We start from the raw sequence: 16,607 nt of genomic DNA on the forward strand, positions 1-16,607 counted from the left end.
CGCCCCTCCAATCTGGTTAAACCCTTTAGCACAGGGTCATTTCGAGTGACTACCCCAATTAAATATTGGGGAATAATGCCTAAATGACAGAATTGGTTCGTCCCTGTAGGGGGCATACTTGAATAATCCCGGGTTATCGACCCAGAGTAGATTGGGCAAATGAATCAGGTTCCGAATGGGGGCTAATTATTAATTGTTTGATTTTTTGCTTGTTACATAAATCTGTCATTGGCAGCAAAGCGAAGCAATCTCTTTTTAAAAAATATTTTCTCCGGACAATAGTGTTTTTAAATATTAATTAAGACAATAGTTATTCTTAAAAAATGCTCGTTTCGTTTTCCGGCAGATTAGGCAGACTTTAGTTGTTTTGTGATTAATTAATCAAATGTTGGTGTACAATAAATTAGTTAAAGGTTGCATGTTTTTCATCTAAGGAGTAATGGAATAAAACGGAATTCTGTTGTGAAGCTAAATGAATCAGGATTATTGTCAGATCATCTATGAAATAACGGGTAAGTTGAAGCTGTTTTTTGCTTTTTTCAAAATGAGATTAAGGGAGCACAGCAATAGCTATGTGAACTTTTTATCATGAAGAAAAAACGAAAATCAGTAATGTCTGGGCGGATGCTTAATGCCTGACATGACATTAATAGAGTTTCTTTCGAACAAGTGATCGTCTCTCTTTACCAGACACTGCTGATGGTGCATTAATATCTTATTCAGTCCGGATTCTTCCATTGCATCAATCAACTTATATTTTTCGTGAAGATTGTGATCGTCAATATGCACTAGAGGACAGGTAATTTCCCTTGATGAAAAAGGGCAGTCAAATGCGATTCCAAAGAGACGGCTTCGATTAATCATACTGCTGTTTATTAATTACACAAATTTAATAAATCCTGTTTTTTCGAGGTTCATTTGCTGTTCAATGAGCTTTGCTATGCCGTCAAATGCGCCATTTTGTCGTGGTGTTCTTGTTCATGTCTTTTATTCTTGGTTTTAGAAATAACTGTTAATTTATTGTAAAAGAGTTGTATAGCATTGTGTTCAGATTTTAAACCTATTTGGGCAGCATTTAAACTCATGCTTTTTAATATTTATTGACATTGCAAAAGAAAAAGATGCATTTGGAGTACGCCCCTTAGGATAAACAAAAATGAGTTATGCATTTGAAATTATTTTTTATGGGGCTCATTTTTTTATTTATGTTTTTAGCCATTAGTTGATTAGAAGGTGGTGGCGAGTTATTAGTAAATAATAAAAATGTTAGCATCTGGATGTGGTATTTAGTGCGTTGAAAATATTAATAAACTTAAAAAAAGTTTCACAGATGAAATTAATGTACATTTTGACAGGAGCCTTATTGTTATTTGGAGGGGGGTTCGCTCTTTATGCTTTATTAAATGGAAAGAATCCTGATCACCTGAATCAGTTACTTGATGATTATAATTATGTGATAGGGACTCAGACGGTTGGTTCAAAATACCAGTTTACCGATGAAACCATGCTGGTAGAAACTGCAAAAGAGATTAAAAATATGGGCTCCAACCTTTTGAAATTCTCAATGAATCCCAGGTATTGTACCGAGAACTATGGACTGCCTAAAAATGATTCCATTAAATCTTTATTAGACCTTGCCACGATGGAACCTTCCGTTAAAAAAGTTTTGGATATGGATTTTAAATATTATCATATCTGGGTTTATGGTTTTTCTCAGTATACCGAAGAGCCTGAAGGTGAAAAGAGAGATACCAATCAGATAAAATTTATTGGTGGGTATCCTGATGAGTATGCCAATGCTCTTTATCAGGAATTGTATGATTTAACTTCTTATTTCCTTAAAAAGTATAACAATAGTGGAAAGATTTTTTATCTGGGACATTGGGAAGGGGACTGGCATTTAAGATGGCACTTTGACAGAACAAAACCCGTAGATATTCAGACTCTTCAAGGGATGAAGAAGTGGGAATTAGTTCGGCAAAAAGCCATTGATGATGCTAAAAGAGATATTTCTCATGAGAATGTTGAGATCTATAATTATATCGAAGTTAATTTGGTCAAAATTGGCATGGAAGAGGGGGCTGCAACTGTTACCAATTCTGTTCTGGAAGTAGTAAACCCTGATTACGTGTCTTATTCTGCTTATGATACTACCAATCCCTACAAGTCGGAGGAGGCTCTTACTGAAGGATTGCATGAAGGATTGGATTACATTGAATCATTTTTACAACCCAAAAGCGGTTTGCCTGAAGGAAAACGTGTGTGGATTGGTGAATATGGAAGTCCTACGGTACATTATTCAGAGGAAGAGCAAAATGAAAGATCTGTGTGGAGCATCAAAGCTGGCTTGAAATGGGGAAGTCCTTTTATTTTGTATTGGGAGTTGTATAATAATGAAATTGATAAGGAAACCGGGGAGCAGGTAGGTTACTGGATGATTGATGATAGCGGTGAAAAACAAAAAATCTGGTATACTTATCAGCAATTTTATGAGGAAGCAAGATCTTTCGTTAATCGTTACTATCTGGATCATGGGGATGTGCCTGATTTTGATACATTCCGAGATAAGGCTCTTGAATTTAATGCGTTAAATTAATTGGGCTTTTATTATAGTTTTTTTTTATGCATCAGTTAATTAAGGTTCTTAGACATTAAAAATTTCAATCATGAAATTTAAATATACTTTTTTTGTATTTCTTCTTTTTTTATTCGTTACTGTCTCCGGCACTATCAGGGGTCAGTCTATTGATTTTTCTCAGGCCAGTTTTACGATAGCTGATGGCAATTGGTCTGATCCGAATATATGGAACGACGGACAGGTGCCAAATGGCAATACTGATGTTGTGATACCATCAGGGAGCAATGTTTATGTTGATGTTGAGGGAAGTGTGTCAGGTGAAATTGTTTCGCTTTGCAAAAACCTGATGGTTCAAAAATCAGCCGTTTTGCAACTGGGCCACAATACCGTTGGCTTTTTGAAAGCACTTGAAATAAGCGGCAGTATTATTTGTGATGGAACCATTTCTCAGGGGAGACAAATACCCTCAACCAGCGGTGATGGCATTATCTACCAGAATAATGCCCGTATATATATGACCTTAAGCGACGCGACAACATATATTTCTGGAAAAGGGTATTTTCACCCAGGTGGCATTTATATATCATCTGCAGTAGGCGAGAAAAACCTGACTGTTAATCATTATAATGTAGTAGTCAATAATAACTTTATTGTAGATTCCGAAAATCGGATCTCCGTTTTAATTGATCATTTTTCGTTTGTAAACATAGGGCAAACCCTTGCGATATCAGGTGGTATTTATCAGGAGAGTTCAGCTCAGGTTATGAGTGACTTGCAGATTGATGGTATCGTGTCAGCCAATGATGTCAGTCTTTTTACCCGAAATGATAATTCCGGAGAAGGTAGTTCTATTGTTGTAGGATATGAAGGCAGCCTTTGGGTTAAAAGTTCAATTAATCAAGGGGCAGCCTATCAGAGTGGTAGTTCGGGGTTTAGTCTTGAAGTCCAGTCTGGAGGTTTATTCAGATGTGGATCCGGTGTGAGAAGTCCGGAAACGGTAGCTGCTGATGATGCAAATTTTTCTTTCTCCAATCAGGGGGAGATACGGCCTCATTATTCTCAAACCCTGACCTCTGTTACCCAGATCCAGACAATTATTGATCAGTATAAACCCACTCAGAATAATAATTTAGATAGGCTGAATGATATTTTTGGTGCTTCCCATATTGACGGGCGATATCATTTTACCGATAGACCCTATCTGCTTGAAGGACTGGATTACTTTAGAGAATTTGGGTCCACTGCCATAAAGACAAGTCTAAGCGCTATTAATGGAGCGATGAATGCCAATTATCATTTTAATCATACCTGGCCTGCTTTTGATCAATTGGTAGATGTTGCCAACCATAAGATGATGGATTCGTTATTTAGCAGAAATCACATTAAAACCCATGCTTTCTGGGCAACAACGGGGCGTGTTGATAAAGGATTCTGGAAAGATGGACCGGATTTCAATCATGAAATTTTTCTGGATGAAGAAAATCAATTCTATGAACTGACTAAATATCTGCTTCAAGAATACGGGAATACAGATAAAACTTTTATTTATCAGAATTGGGAGGGCGACTGGATGCTTAGGGGGCAAGGCGTTTCATGGGAAAATAATCCTTCTTTGATTCCCGATGATGTTGACTGGGTAACTGCAGGTATGGCCCGTTACTTTAGAGCAAGGCAAAGAGGGACAGAGCGTGCCAGAAAGGAGTTTCCAAATGCAACAGCTAAAATTTTGAATGCAATAGAATTAAATAAACTCTGGTATAAAACGCCCTCAGGTGCGTTTTCTATGATGGAATCAAATATCCCTGCAGTTGCTTCTGATGTTATTCCTTATTGTCGTCTCGATCTTTCTTCCTGGTCTTCTTATGATGGACTTATTAAAACTGCAGAAAAACCATTTCCTACATTTTTGTGGAATGGACTGGAGATGATTAATTACTTCACTGTTTCGACGGAACAAATTCAAAATGGTATTCCTGTTCAAATAGGGGAGATTGGGTTTAATGAGAATACCGGCTATTTTGGAGAATATCAAATCAGATCGTTCTATGATCGTGTGGGCGGAGTGGCTTTAGGTTTGGGGGTTCAGCAAGTTTTCTTATGGAATCTTTATTGTGTTCTTGGTGATGCAGGCGGACTTCAAAGAGGCGTTGAGTATGATACAGTTGTATTATATGATGCTCTAAAAGGAAAATGGCTGTTAGAGCCGGATGGAACCTGGGGATGGGCTGCCGGATTTTTTATGGAACAATTTGCCAAAGAATCTACTTCCACTGGGATTGAAAATTTAAGAGAAGATGTAAAGCTTGTTCCATCGGTGACTGATGAAGCCAGTTTAAGCATAAAAATGCCTTATCTAAAGGCAAATATCCGGATGTATGATATGAACGGACGAATGGTTACCAACAGGGCATACAGTGCTGGTGAAAATATTTTTATTGGTTCCTTATTGCCTGGTTACTATGTGATATGTGTTGACACACCTGAAGGAATGGTGTGTTTGAAATTTGCAAAGAAATAATCAAGTGTTCCTGGATTTTTATTGTCATTCAACCATGTAATGACTTAATTTTAAAAGAACAAGGTAGTATTTTCTTAGGTGGTTTTTCTTCCGTTTTGCGATAGGTTGAGGTGCAGGTGGAAGCGTGCTAATTTCCAGGTTTCAACTACAGTCTGTTGAAATTTCTGGGTCATTATGATTCAATATTTATTACGACAAAATCGGTTTTTAGTATGAAAAGAATAGGTGTTGTTTTAGTTTTTTTGCTGGCTTACTATGGCTCCTTTGTGGCCTCGCAGGAACAAGCAGGTCCCAATGTGGTTTTTATCATATCTGATCAACACAAACTGGATGCATTGGGTTGTTATGGTGATGAAATGGCCATTACGCCAAATATTGACAAATTAGCTGAAGAAGGGGTCAGACTTACCAATTGTTATACCCCCGCTCCGGTTTGTGCTCCCGCTAGAGCTGCAATGATGACCGGGATGTATCCTGCAGCAAATGGTGCGCCTTATCACAAGGCTCCTGTTGTTGGAAATGATGGCAAAATTAAGGATGTCGGAACAGGAAGACTTCGGGAAACAGGCTATTATGAAGAGTTAACCACTCTGGCTCAGGTATTCCGGCAAAATGGATATGCGACTGGTTCGCCAGGTAAAATGCATACGCATGGTGAGCTACAGACGGATGTGGATCCTGCAATGCCAGAAGGGAATGATATGGGTTTTGATGAGGTCAGCGTTCGTTATTATACGCATTTCCCGGGTGGCCATTATGAGGATGAAGTAGGAACTGATACTTATCAGCGATACCGGGTTTTTGAGAAATATAATTCTTATCGCAAAGCGGGATATTATTTAAATACTGTTTACAAACCTACTCTTGTCAAAAAAGATGAAGAAAATTTTGACATGGTGGTAACTAAAAAAGCTGTTGAATTTATTGATGACAGAGCCAATGATAATAAGAATTTTTTCCTGCATGTCGGACTTGAAAAGCCTCATCCTCCTTTTACCACAACTAAAAAATATCTGGATATGTACGATCCGGATGACTTTGAATTGCCCGACAATGCGAATGCCTGGTATGGAGTAGGAAAATATCCCTGGTTGCCTGACTGGATTCACAACGGATTACCTCAAAATCCACAGGAGGCAAAAAATGCCATGGCTTCTTACTATGCTTGTGTCACTGAAGTTGACGATATGGTTGGTCGGATTGTGAACAGGCTGAAGGAGAATGGTTTATATGATAATACAGTGATTATTTATACTACCGATCATGGTGAACACCTTTTCGAACATGGTCTTAGGGGCAAACATTGTATGCTCGAAGATGCTGTAAATATTCCATTTATTATTTCATTTCCTGAAATGATGCCTCAAAATGAGGTCAATGAATCATTGGTGTCTTTAATTGATATGATGCCCACTTTCTGTGATTTGATGGGATGGGATGTTCCAGAAACTGCACAGGGAAAATCTGTGCTGCCATTTTTGAAAAATGGATATGACGAAAAAGACCGAAAAATATTTGCTGAATTCCGTGGAGGGAACTACAATGCTTTCCCGGAAATGAAGAATCTGCCCTCCCGTATGTTGAGAACCGGGGATTTGAAATTTATCTACACTCATGGCATGGCAAACCAATTATATCATGTGGTAGAAGATCCCGACGAAGAAAACAATCTGGCGTTTGAAATGAGTCACTATGAAAAAATGCGTGACCTCTGTTTTCAGACCATTGCAGGTTGGGAGCCTCAGGAATATCATTTGATGAAAACCTCTCTCACAAACAAAACCATAAACTGGGATTCATATGACAATGTGGAAGAATATGTGGTATATTATTCTGAAACTGCAGATCCTGAGTCAGCTGTTGTTTACCAGGAGGGCATCACCGAGACTTTTTTGACTCTGTCCAGAGATGGATATTACTGGGTAATGGCCGTTCCCGGGTTTTCCCGAACAGCAAAGAGAACAGGAAATATCCCGGTATTCAGGGAGGAGTATACTTTGAAATTACCAGTTTCCGGAAAGATTTGTGTTCAACGGAATATTTAACTGTCTTTTCAACTGGTTATAGCGAAAGGTAAATTAAGAATGTAGATCAAGCTTTATTATTCAGAACTAAAATAAAGCTGCTAAAATGAAATCAGGAGAGGGAACCTTACAAAAGCAAAAAAAGGAAATCGCGGTAACGATTTCCTTAAAAAAATTGTTTTTAATTTTTTACATTAAACTTTTCAAATTTATGAAAAAAATCAATTTTTATCGTGAGTGTGGGTATCACATTCTGTTTAAAACAATTCGGATTGTGAGTATAACGTTGTTTTTACTCCTCACAACTAATCTTCAAACCTGGGCGAACAGTGGGAATTCACAAACGGTTGCTCAGCAGCAAAAAGAGGTTTCAGGAACAGTAACGGATGATTATGGAGACCCGTTACCTGGAGTCACAGTTGTTTTAAAAGGAACAACAGTCGGCACGATTACCAATGCAGAAGGGGTATATTCACTTAGCAATGTACCTGACGATGCTACTTTGGTTTTCTCTTTTATTGGTATGGAAACTCAGGAAGTACAGGTGGGGGATCAAACGGAGATTAGTATAAAAATGGAGAGTGGGGATATTAGTCTCGAAGAAGTAGTCGCAGTGGGCTATGGGGTCAGAAAAAAAGAAACACTTTCAGGATCCATTACCAATATCAGAACTGATGATATCCAGAAAAGTAAATCTGAAAACCTTATCAACATGCTTCAGGGGAAAGTTTCAGGTCTTCTCGTGAGACAGAAGAGCGGGGCACCCGGGGATTTCAGCAATATGATCAGTGTCCGTGGATTTGGAGAACCATTATACATTATTGATGGTGTACCCAGAGACGGTAGTTCCTATTTTGCTCAGTTAAATTCAAATGATATAGAAAGTATTTCTGTATTGAAAGATGCTGCAGCATCTATTTATGGAATGAATGCCGCAAATGGAGTTATTATTGTAACGACCAAGCGCGGTCATGTTGGAAAACCTTCTGTTTCGTATTCAGGCTTTTACAGTGCTAAGGAGCCAACCGGATTGCCCCAGACAGTGGATGCTTATTCTTACAGGGTTTTGAGAAATGAAATGGATGTAAATGCGGGATTAAATCCTACTTTTAATGAAGAAACATTAGAGAAATACAGATTAGGAGAACCCGGATACACAGATACTGATTGGCTTGGATTAACTATGAAAGATGCTACTTTTAGTCATAGTCATAACCTGTCAGTAAGCGGTGGAACTGAAAAAACGAAGTACTTTACCAGCCTGGAGTATAACAATGACAACGGGCTGCTAAGGAGTGACGTTCAGGAGTATGAGAGAATTAATTTCAGAGGGGGAATTAAGACAAAAATCACAGAGGATTTAACCCTTGATTTCAACACCTCCCTCAGGCATACTTATACCAAGGGGCCTCAAACCGATTACATCTGGGCTTACAAATTTATGGTTGTCAACGACAGGGGTATAGGTGCTTATACATTAGATAACCCTGATCATTTGACTGCTCCACCACCAAACGGTGTTAATCCGGTGGGAAGAACATCTGAAGAACGTAGTGGTTATAACAGAGTTTCTGAATTGAGAAATTATAACACTTTAAAACTCATTTATGAGTTGCCTTTTGTAAAAGGATTGAAAATTACTGCAAATACTGCCTTTGATAGTAGGCATACAGATCACAGGAATCTGCAAAAAGAAGTTGATCTGTATGATTATCGTACTGATGCCTATATTAAAACTGACCGTAAAAACCAATTCCAGAAGTGGAATAATCAACGTTATCGGTTTTATGTAATGGGCCAGATTGATTACAACCGGAAATTTGGTCGTCATCAAATAGGGGCTTCAACAATTGCGGAGTATCGAAGCATTGAAGATGGTTCGTTATATGGCAGCCGTTTGTATGAAGATGTTTATACCAATGACGTAATCAATCAGGGAACGCCCACAACTGCAACAAATTCAGGGGATCGGAGTTATCAGAAATTTGCTGCTTATATCGGCAGGATAAACTATGATTTTGCAGGTAAATATCTTTTTGAAGGAGTTGTAAGGTATGATGGTTCCTATCGTTATGCTCCGGAAAATCGATGGGCTTTGTTTCCTTCTGCCAGTATTGGCTGGAGAATATCAGAAGAACCGTTTTTTGCCGATAATCTTCCCTTTGTAAATAATTTCAAACTTCGCTTTTCTTACGGGGAGAGTGGTTATGATGCTGGTCAACCGTTCAGATATGTACCTGCCTACTCGAGTTCACTCGGGTATGTGTTATCGCCAAATTCTCTGACGGTGGGATATGCTCCTCCATCAGGACTGATTGACAATAAATTATCATGGGTGACAACAGTTACTTCAAATATTGGTATTGATTTTTCTTTGTGGAAGGGGCTGTTAGGAGGTACTTTTGATGCTTTCCAGAGAGAGGATGACGGACTGTTGGGTACACGCATTCAGTCAGTTCCTAACACTTTTGGTGCAACCTTCCCGCAAGAGAACATCAATTCGGCAAGAACCCGGGGATTGGACATGGAAATTACCCATCGTAACAAAATAGGTAAGGATTTTTCATATTCAATCGCTGTTAATGCCACATTCTCTCGTTATATGGATCGGCATATTGAAAGAGCTGAGTTTAATGATTCCTGGGACAGATGGCAGAATGGAAGAGAAAACCGATATAATAATTTTGTGTGGTTGTTTGAGACAGACGGAAGGTTTGAGTCTGTGGAAGATGCGGAAACAGCTGTGCTGCATACACCCGCAAATCATTTGGGGAATTCAAAGTTATTGCCCGGAACTTATAAGATGAAGGATCTTGATGGTGATGGTATCATTACTGCAAAGGATAAAAGCAGTGAGAATTGGAATTATGGTGGTTCAAGGAGTAGTATCAATAATTTAAATCCCCCGCTGCAGTTTGGTTCTTCAATAAGTGCAGCGTATAAGAATTTTGATATAAATGTGCTTCTACAGGGAGCTTCGTTGTATTCAAAAAGATTTCATGCAGATGATATTTACGGATATGGTCGTTATCCCTCAGTTCATGAACAGTATCTTGATCGATGGCACACTGCTGATCCGTCTGCCGATCCTTATGACCCGTCAACGGAATGGGTAGAGGGTTTTTATGGACCTCTTCGCAAGAATTTTGCAGGAACCAAAGATTTGGCTCCATCTGATTTCTGGTTTGTACCGGCAACTTATCTGAGATTAAAGAATTTGGAGGTTGGTTATAATTTGCCTGAAAATGTTTTAGATCGGTTGGGTTTTGAGCAGTTTCGCGTCTTCTTTAACGGATCCAACCTTGCAACACTGACGAACGATAGACTAAATGAAATTGACCCTGAGAAATGGGAAGGTCCATACTCCGCAGGTCTTACATATCCTCTGTTGAGGACATATAGTTTTGGTATCAACTTAAAATTCTAATAGCAATGAATATATTAAAAAAATATTTTGTAATACTCGGTATCTTATTGGCAGTATTTGCTTGTAACGATACATTGGAGTTAGAGCCCCTTGATAAAGTATCAGGAAAAGTACTTTTCGAAACGGAGGAGGGTATTAAAACTGTAGTGGCTGATATGTACAAACGTATTCCGGTTGAGAATTTCTGGTACAGGCCAACTGGGAATTTTGCTGGTTTTAACAACAAAAATGCTGAAAGTGCAGGGGCTATGATTGCTACTGATCACTTTACTGACGATGCTTGTTTAAGTCACGGTTCAGGATGGAGTCTTACAGCAAATTATTGGCCTTATGGCAATATAAGGTATGCGAATATTTTTCTGGAGACCGTAGAGGAATCAAAAGGCAACTTGAGTGAGCCCGTGTATAACCGACTAATTAGTGAAGGCCATTTTTTCCGTGCTTACATTTATTTTGGTATGGCAAAAAGGTATGGTGGAGTTCCTTTAATTGATCGATTGCTGGATGATGAATATCAGCCGGGAAGCGATAATGAAAACCTTAATATCCCAAGAAGTACTGAAAAAGAAACTTTTGATTTTATTCTGGCCGATCTTGATGAGGCGGTGAAGTATCTTCCGGAATCTACTCCGCCAGATAAAGAGGGGAAATTCAGGGCTACCAAGTGGGCAGCCTATGGTCTAATGTCCCGCGTAGCCCTTTTTGCTGCATCTACAGGTAAATATAACTCCAATGCTGATGTAGCCGGAGAAGCATTCGACAAAAAGCTTGCTTTTGGTATCACCCCTGCCGAAGCGGATGAATACTACCAAAAATGTATTAGCGCCAGTGAAGCAATCATTGATAATTCCGGCAAATCATTATTTCAGCCAAATCCGGGTAGTCCCGCTGAAGCAGCATTTAACTTTTTGGGTTTATTTCACCAGGACATTACAGATGGGAATGAAATAATTTTCAAGCAAGGTTTTATTCCGGAAGCTGCAGCTGAGACACAGGGCCACAGGTACGATGGTTTGAATACACCACATCAGCTGAACCAGGGATACCATGTTGATGGGCGTTATAGTGTAAGTCTGGATATTGTGGATGTTTTTGAAGATTATTCCGATGATGGATCCGGTAATAGTGTAAAGGTGAAAACAAGAACAGACGGAAATGAAAGCTATACTTTCTCTGACATTTCTGACGGTTTTGATGCTGATTTGCCTTTTATTAAATACGATAGCCCTCTGGATGCTTTTGCAGACAAAGATGCCCGTTTACATGCCAGTGTTATGTTGCCATATTCCAACTGGCGAAATACCGAAATCGTAGTACAGGGAGGGCTTATTACACCAACCGGAACACAGCAGATTTTTGTTAATCAAAGTGCTCAGGGACTCGATGGTAATACCTATTATGTGTACGGTGCGGCTGGGAATAGCTTGTTTTCAGGATTCTATGGCTTGAATTTCTGGCAGGATGGAAACTATTACAGCACTGGTTTTGGTGTTAAAAAATATCTTGACATTAAAGATGTTGACCGGGGAAGAAATTCTGACACTGACTGGATTGATATCCGTTTAGCTGAGATCTATTTAAACTATGCAGAGGCTGTAATTGAAAGCGGAAGTGGAGATGCCGCAAAAGCGCGGAATTTGCTTAATGCATTAAGACAAAGGGCCGGACATACTGATAATATTCCCCTTACTCTGGAAAATGTTCTGAAAGAAAGACGTGTGGAACTTGCTTTTGAGGGCCACAGATATTGGGATTTGATGAGAAGGAGAGATGTTCATGAACTTTTTCAGAATTACAAAAGAGAAGCTTTGGTGCCGGTTCTTGACCTTCGGGAAAATCCGCCTAAGTACATTTTGGTCAGGACAAATCAATATCACGATGAAAGAGCTGGTGGAAGAACTGTTTTTGATCATGAGTACTATCGTCCTATTCCGGGTAGAAATACCAACAACCTGATCGATAACCCAAACTATAATTAATAACATTAAAATACTGAATGATGAAAAGAATTATATATGTTAACATAGTCATTTCGTGTTTATTACTTACTCTGTTTTCTTGTGAGCCTGACAATTATGATGGCCCCACTTCTCAGATACATGGTAGTATTAAAGATGCCTCAACAGGAGAACTTGTTGAAACCGAATTAATAAACGGAAATGTGATTCGAACCTACGAACAGGGGTTTGAGGTTGAACAACGAAGAAACTGGTTCGTGAAGAATTCCGGTGAATATCGTAACAACTTAGTTTTTGCCGGCGAATACAGGTATGAAATGTTCGAATGTAATTTCTATCCTATTGAAGGTATGTTTACCCTTAGTGGAGGAGAGAATAATATTGATTTTGAAGTCATACCTTACATTCGAATTGTAAATCCTTCCATAGAGAAAGTTGGAGATGAAATTATTGCAACATTTTCTCTGGAGGCCGGAGGACCTGAAGTAGCCCTCAAAGAGATCAGGTTGTTTGCATTCTCTGATGTTTATGTTGGAAACTTCACACGATTTGATCTGAAAAGTTCAAATGACAGGATACAGTTTAATCCTGCCGTGGCAGTAGATAATTCAACCTATACATTAACAATTGATTTGTCTGCAAATGAAAATTTCTTCCCCTACGCTAAGAATTATTACTTTAGAATTGGGGCGTTGGCAGCAGTCAACGGTGTTGTAAATTCAGGTGCTGTGAAATTTAATTATGCACCCTATGAAGTTATAACATTAAATCAATAATGTTTTAAAACTCTAACTATTCTTTAAACACCCTGCCTGATATCGGGCAGGGTGTGAAGAATAGTATTTTGATTTTGAGCGGATGAGGATTTTTTAGCCTGGTTTATTAATACATCTATCTTAATATTTTTAGAAGCAGATGTTTTTTATAGTCCTGATATAAAGCGCTTTTTAAAGTGGAATGATCTTGAGTTAGTGTGCTTGAACTGCAGGGAAATAAAAATTTATGGTGAACTCTTTTGTCCAAAATGTGGAGGTTAGAAAGTGCTGGATCTTCCAATTGTAATTTTCACCATTGAATAAAATAATATGAAATCACTTATCGTTTTTTTATTAATAGTTTCATTTGTTTCGTTAGCATGGGGGCAAGACCTTCAGCAAAAAAAATTGTCTGACGAATGCATTACTGAAATTATTGAAAAGCACCGGCCTCTGAAAGGATATAGAGTTCCTGCAGATATTGAACACAGATTGGGAGCGACCCATGTGGGAGGAAAATATTATTTCACCGATGAACCATACATTATTGAAGGAGCCAGGAAGTTATCGGAAATGGGTTATGGGGTAATAAAATTGTGGCTGACCAAAAATGAGCGGCAATATCCATATAATTCTGACTGGGACCTTTCGAAGGATGTTACGCTGAAAGAACTTGCTCAGCACCCTTATTATCAAACATGTTTTGATATGCCTTTTTCTACAATTGCACTAAGTGTTGGCGGAGCTGGATTAAGGACAACCCCGGAAAGTGTTGCCAGAGAAGAAAAGCAGATATACGAATTAACAAAATATCTTCTCAAAAAATATAAAGACAGAGAAGTTAACTTTATTCTGCACAACTGGGAGGGTGATTGGCTGCTTAGAGGAGGAACGGGAAGCCATGCACGCTGGTCCAGGAATCCTGGTCAACCGATTGATGCTGTAGATGGCCAGAGACATACTGTCGCTGTTCCTGCAGATTCTATGCTTCGTGTCAATGCCATGTCTAAATGGTTTGAAGCGCGTCAAAAAGGTGTTAGCAGGGCCAGAGCAGAAAATCCGAACAGTAAATGCAAGGTTTACCATGCCATTGAAGCCAATAAGGTATTGGATAGCATGAAGGGTATTCCCGGAATTGCGAGTTATGTTCTCCCAAATGTTGAAGTGGATATGGTTTCCTGGTCCAGTTATGACGGGATGGATCCTGATGGTACCGATTTGTTTCGGGGGATTGAATATTTAAGAAATCAAATGAAACCCACACCATATATGAACGGAGACAGGGTTGTATTTCTCGGTGAAATCGGCATCCCTGAACAACGTTACGAAGGTCTTACAGAAAAAGATGCTGTAATTGAACGTTGGGATACCTATATCGGGGTTTGCCTGGCGCTCGATGTTCCCTATATTATTCAGTGGGAGTTGTATTGTAATGAACCTAAAAATGAAAAATTCAGAAGGGTTCTGGAGACACGCAAAACAGATGAGATGAGGGGTTTTTGGCTGATACGTCCGGATGGGACTCAGAGTTTTGTTGGGCAGTATTTTGAGAAACTTTTGAAAAATTCCGGGGAAAAGATTGAGTGATTCCAGTTCGCTTATGGACTTATCAACATTAGAATTTATTTTTTAAAATTTCGCTTATGAAAACCATAACTAATATATCTATACTTATTGTTTTACTCTTGGGCTTGCTTAGCTGCGGCAATGAGAGTGACGATGATATTCCAGCTATAAATCAACCTGTAATAGATTCTTTTTCTCCTGATTCCGGTCGTGAGGGAACCCAGGTTGTTATTACCGGAAGTAATTTCAGCAATTACACGAGCAATAATACTGTTTATGTAGGTGATAAAAGCACAGTCGCTGCTTCTGCAGATTTTAATCAATTGACATTTACGATTCCGGCTGGAATTGCTCCCGGTGAATATCAAATTAAAGTAAAAGTAGATACGCTGACAGCTACCTCGTCTCAATACTTTACGGTGAAAGAGAAGGTTAATATTACAGATCCTGAGGTGTTGAATTTTAATTATTCCGCAGGAACGCAGACTATTGGGCCAACTTATAGCTTTACACAGGAAGATATGCTGGTTGAGACAGCCAGAGCTATATTGGAAATGGGAAGCAATATATTAAAAATTTCGTTGAATACATCAAAGTATGCTGATATAGTTCAAAACAGGCAGGCTTCTGCAGTTGAGTTGGTTAGGGATCATCCGTCCTTCAAAAAAGTTATGGATATGCCTTTTACTTATTATTTTTTCTGGGCAAATAATTCAAAGCATTGGAAGGATGGATATTCTGCGGCAGAAAGAGTTGCTGATTCGATTCAAATTGCTGATTTAACTACTTATTTATTAACGAACTATAATGATTCCGGGAAGGAATTCTATTTGGGAAACTGGGAAGGTGACTGGATGCTCCTTGGGAGCGGAAACATAACCAGAGTACCTTCTGATGAGGAGATTCAAAGAATGATTCAGTGGTATGAATGCAGGCAAAACGCGATGGAGGAAGCTATTCGAATTACGGACCATCAAAATGTAAAGGTGTTTTCGTATTGTGAAGTGAACAGAGTGGTTGATGCAATGGAAGGGCAGTCCAGGGTTGTCAATAAAGTGCTCCCTCATACGAATGTTGATTATGTTTCTTATTCTTCTTATGACGCTCAGAATTTGCCACAATCGGAGTATGTTGCTGTATTGGATTATATTGAGACCAAATTACCTGCGAAGCCACAAATAGAAGGAAAAAGGGTTTTTATTGGTGAAATGGGAATAAAGGCCAAGGCTTTAAATTTTTCCAAATCCCGGCATGAGGAAAGAAACCGGGAGAATATGGCAAAAGCTTTTGAATGGGGAGCTCCTTTTATTCTTTACTGGGAAATGTACAATAATGAAATTCATAATGGAATTCAACAGGGTCTGTGGTTGATTGATGATCAAAATGAAAAGTGGCCCTTGTATTACACGTTCTCGAATTTTTATGAAGATGCCAAAATCTGGGTTTCCACGCAAAAGAAAGAATTGAATCGTTTGCCCACCCGGCAAGAATATCTGAATTGGGCTGTTCCCAGGTTTAAGAATCCTTATTAACCATTCAGCCTGTTTAATTTATAAATCTTCCCAATAGATTACTTGGGAAGATATTTAGGCTCTTACTCCTAATATTCGTGTTTTTTTTGGCAAAATGTGAATGCAAAAAAGTGTGGGCTCTTATTATGAAACAAATATTTCGTAAATGCTTGAAATATAATAGTGTCTATTTGTTTCGAGATATTTCAACTTATTTCCAAATAATGATTCTTTCATGTTTGGTTCTAGCTTAGCCAGGTTAGGATACTA

9 protein-coding genes are annotated in these 16,607 nt (G+C 38.7%); 8 read left to right on the forward strand and 1 reads right to left on the reverse strand.

The window, feature by feature from the left end; translation table 11 throughout:
* Positions 1-606 precede the first annotated feature (606 nt).
* Entirely contained in the window at positions 607-864 is a 258-nt protein-coding gene (locus DDZ16_RS13210; protein WP_109264952.1) for a hypothetical protein, read from the reverse strand.
* 466 nt (positions 865-1,330) lie between these two features.
* Between DDZ16_RS13210 and DDZ16_RS13215 the strand changes: the two genes are divergently transcribed.
* The 8 genes from DDZ16_RS13215 (at position 1,331) to DDZ16_RS13250 (ending at position 16,358) form a co-directional block, all read left to right on the forward strand.
* Positions 1,331-2,596, forward strand: coding sequence for a hypothetical protein (locus DDZ16_RS13215; RefSeq protein WP_109264953.1), 1,266 nt, complete (start codon positions 1,331-1,333; stop codon positions 2,594-2,596).
* Between the two features lie 70 nt (positions 2,597-2,666).
* Positions 2,667-5,096 (forward strand): hypothetical protein, encoded by a 2,430-nt coding sequence (locus tag DDZ16_RS13220; protein WP_109264954.1) that lies wholly within the window; start codon positions 2,667-2,669, stop codon positions 5,094-5,096.
* Positions 5,097-5,308: 212 nt separating this feature from the next.
* Positions 5,309-7,141, forward strand: coding sequence for a sulfatase family protein (locus DDZ16_RS13225; protein ID WP_109264955.1), 1,833 nt, complete (start codon positions 5,309-5,311; stop codon positions 7,139-7,141).
* A 190-nt stretch (positions 7,142-7,331) separates the two neighbouring features.
* Positions 7,332-10,547, forward strand: a complete 3,216-nt coding sequence (locus tag DDZ16_RS13230) for a SusC/RagA family TonB-linked outer membrane protein (RefSeq protein ID WP_158275675.1) — start codon at positions 7,332-7,334, stop codon at positions 10,545-10,547.
* A gap of 5 nt (positions 10,548-10,552) precedes the next feature.
* Positions 10,553-12,526 carry a RagB/SusD family nutrient uptake outer membrane protein gene (locus DDZ16_RS13235; protein WP_109264957.1) on the forward strand — a complete coding sequence of 658 codons (1,974 nt, stop codon included), beginning with the start codon at positions 10,553-10,555 and terminating at the stop codon, positions 12,524-12,526.
* 20 nt (positions 12,527-12,546) lie between these two features.
* Positions 12,547-13,281: a DUF3823 domain-containing protein gene (locus DDZ16_RS13240; RefSeq protein WP_109264958.1), complete on the forward strand. Its 735-nt coding sequence runs from the start codon at positions 12,547-12,549 to the stop codon at positions 13,279-13,281.
* 309 nt (positions 13,282-13,590) lie between these two features.
* A complete protein-coding gene (locus DDZ16_RS13245) occupies positions 13,591-14,847 on the forward strand; it encodes a hypothetical protein (RefSeq protein ID WP_109264959.1) in 1,257 nt (418 codons plus the stop codon).
* Between the two features lie 56 nt (positions 14,848-14,903).
* Entirely contained in the window at positions 14,904-16,358 is a 1,455-nt protein-coding gene (locus tag DDZ16_RS13250; RefSeq protein WP_109264960.1) for an IPT/TIG domain-containing protein, read from the forward strand.
* The last annotated feature ends 249 nt before the right edge of the window (positions 16,359-16,607 follow it).

The organism is Marinilabilia rubra (assembly GCF_003121985.1).
Taxonomy (GTDB): Bacteria; Bacteroidota; Bacteroidia; order Bacteroidales; family Marinilabiliaceae; genus Marinilabilia; species Marinilabilia rubra.

What these genes read in the sequence shown, in the direction of transcription:
- DDZ16_RS13210 (WP_109264952.1), bottom strand. Translation starts at nt 864, where the DNA reads ATGATTAATCGAAGCCGTCTCTTTGGAATCGCATTTGACTGCCCTTTT.
- DDZ16_RS13215 (WP_109264953.1), top strand. Translation starts at nt 1,331, where the DNA reads ATGAAATTAATGTACATTTTGACAGGAGCCTTATTGTTATTTGGAGGG.
- DDZ16_RS13220 (WP_109264954.1), top strand. Translation starts at nt 2,667, where the DNA reads ATGAAATTTAAATATACTTTTTTTGTATTTCTTCTTTTTTTATTCGTT.
- DDZ16_RS13225 (WP_109264955.1), top strand. Translation starts at nt 5,309, where the DNA reads ATGAAAAGAATAGGTGTTGTTTTAGTTTTTTTGCTGGCTTACTATGGC.
- DDZ16_RS13230 (WP_158275675.1), top strand. Translation starts at nt 7,332, where the DNA reads ATGAAAAAAATCAATTTTTATCGTGAGTGTGGGTATCACATTCTGTTT.
- DDZ16_RS13235 (WP_109264957.1), top strand. Translation starts at nt 10,553, where the DNA reads ATGAATATATTAAAAAAATATTTTGTAATACTCGGTATCTTATTGGCA.
- DDZ16_RS13240 (WP_109264958.1), top strand. Translation starts at nt 12,547, where the DNA reads ATGAAAAGAATTATATATGTTAACATAGTCATTTCGTGTTTATTACTT.
- DDZ16_RS13245 (WP_109264959.1), top strand. Translation starts at nt 13,591, where the DNA reads ATGAAATCACTTATCGTTTTTTTATTAATAGTTTCATTTGTTTCGTTA.
- DDZ16_RS13250 (WP_109264960.1), top strand. Translation starts at nt 14,904, where the DNA reads ATGAAAACCATAACTAATATATCTATACTTATTGTTTTACTCTTGGGC.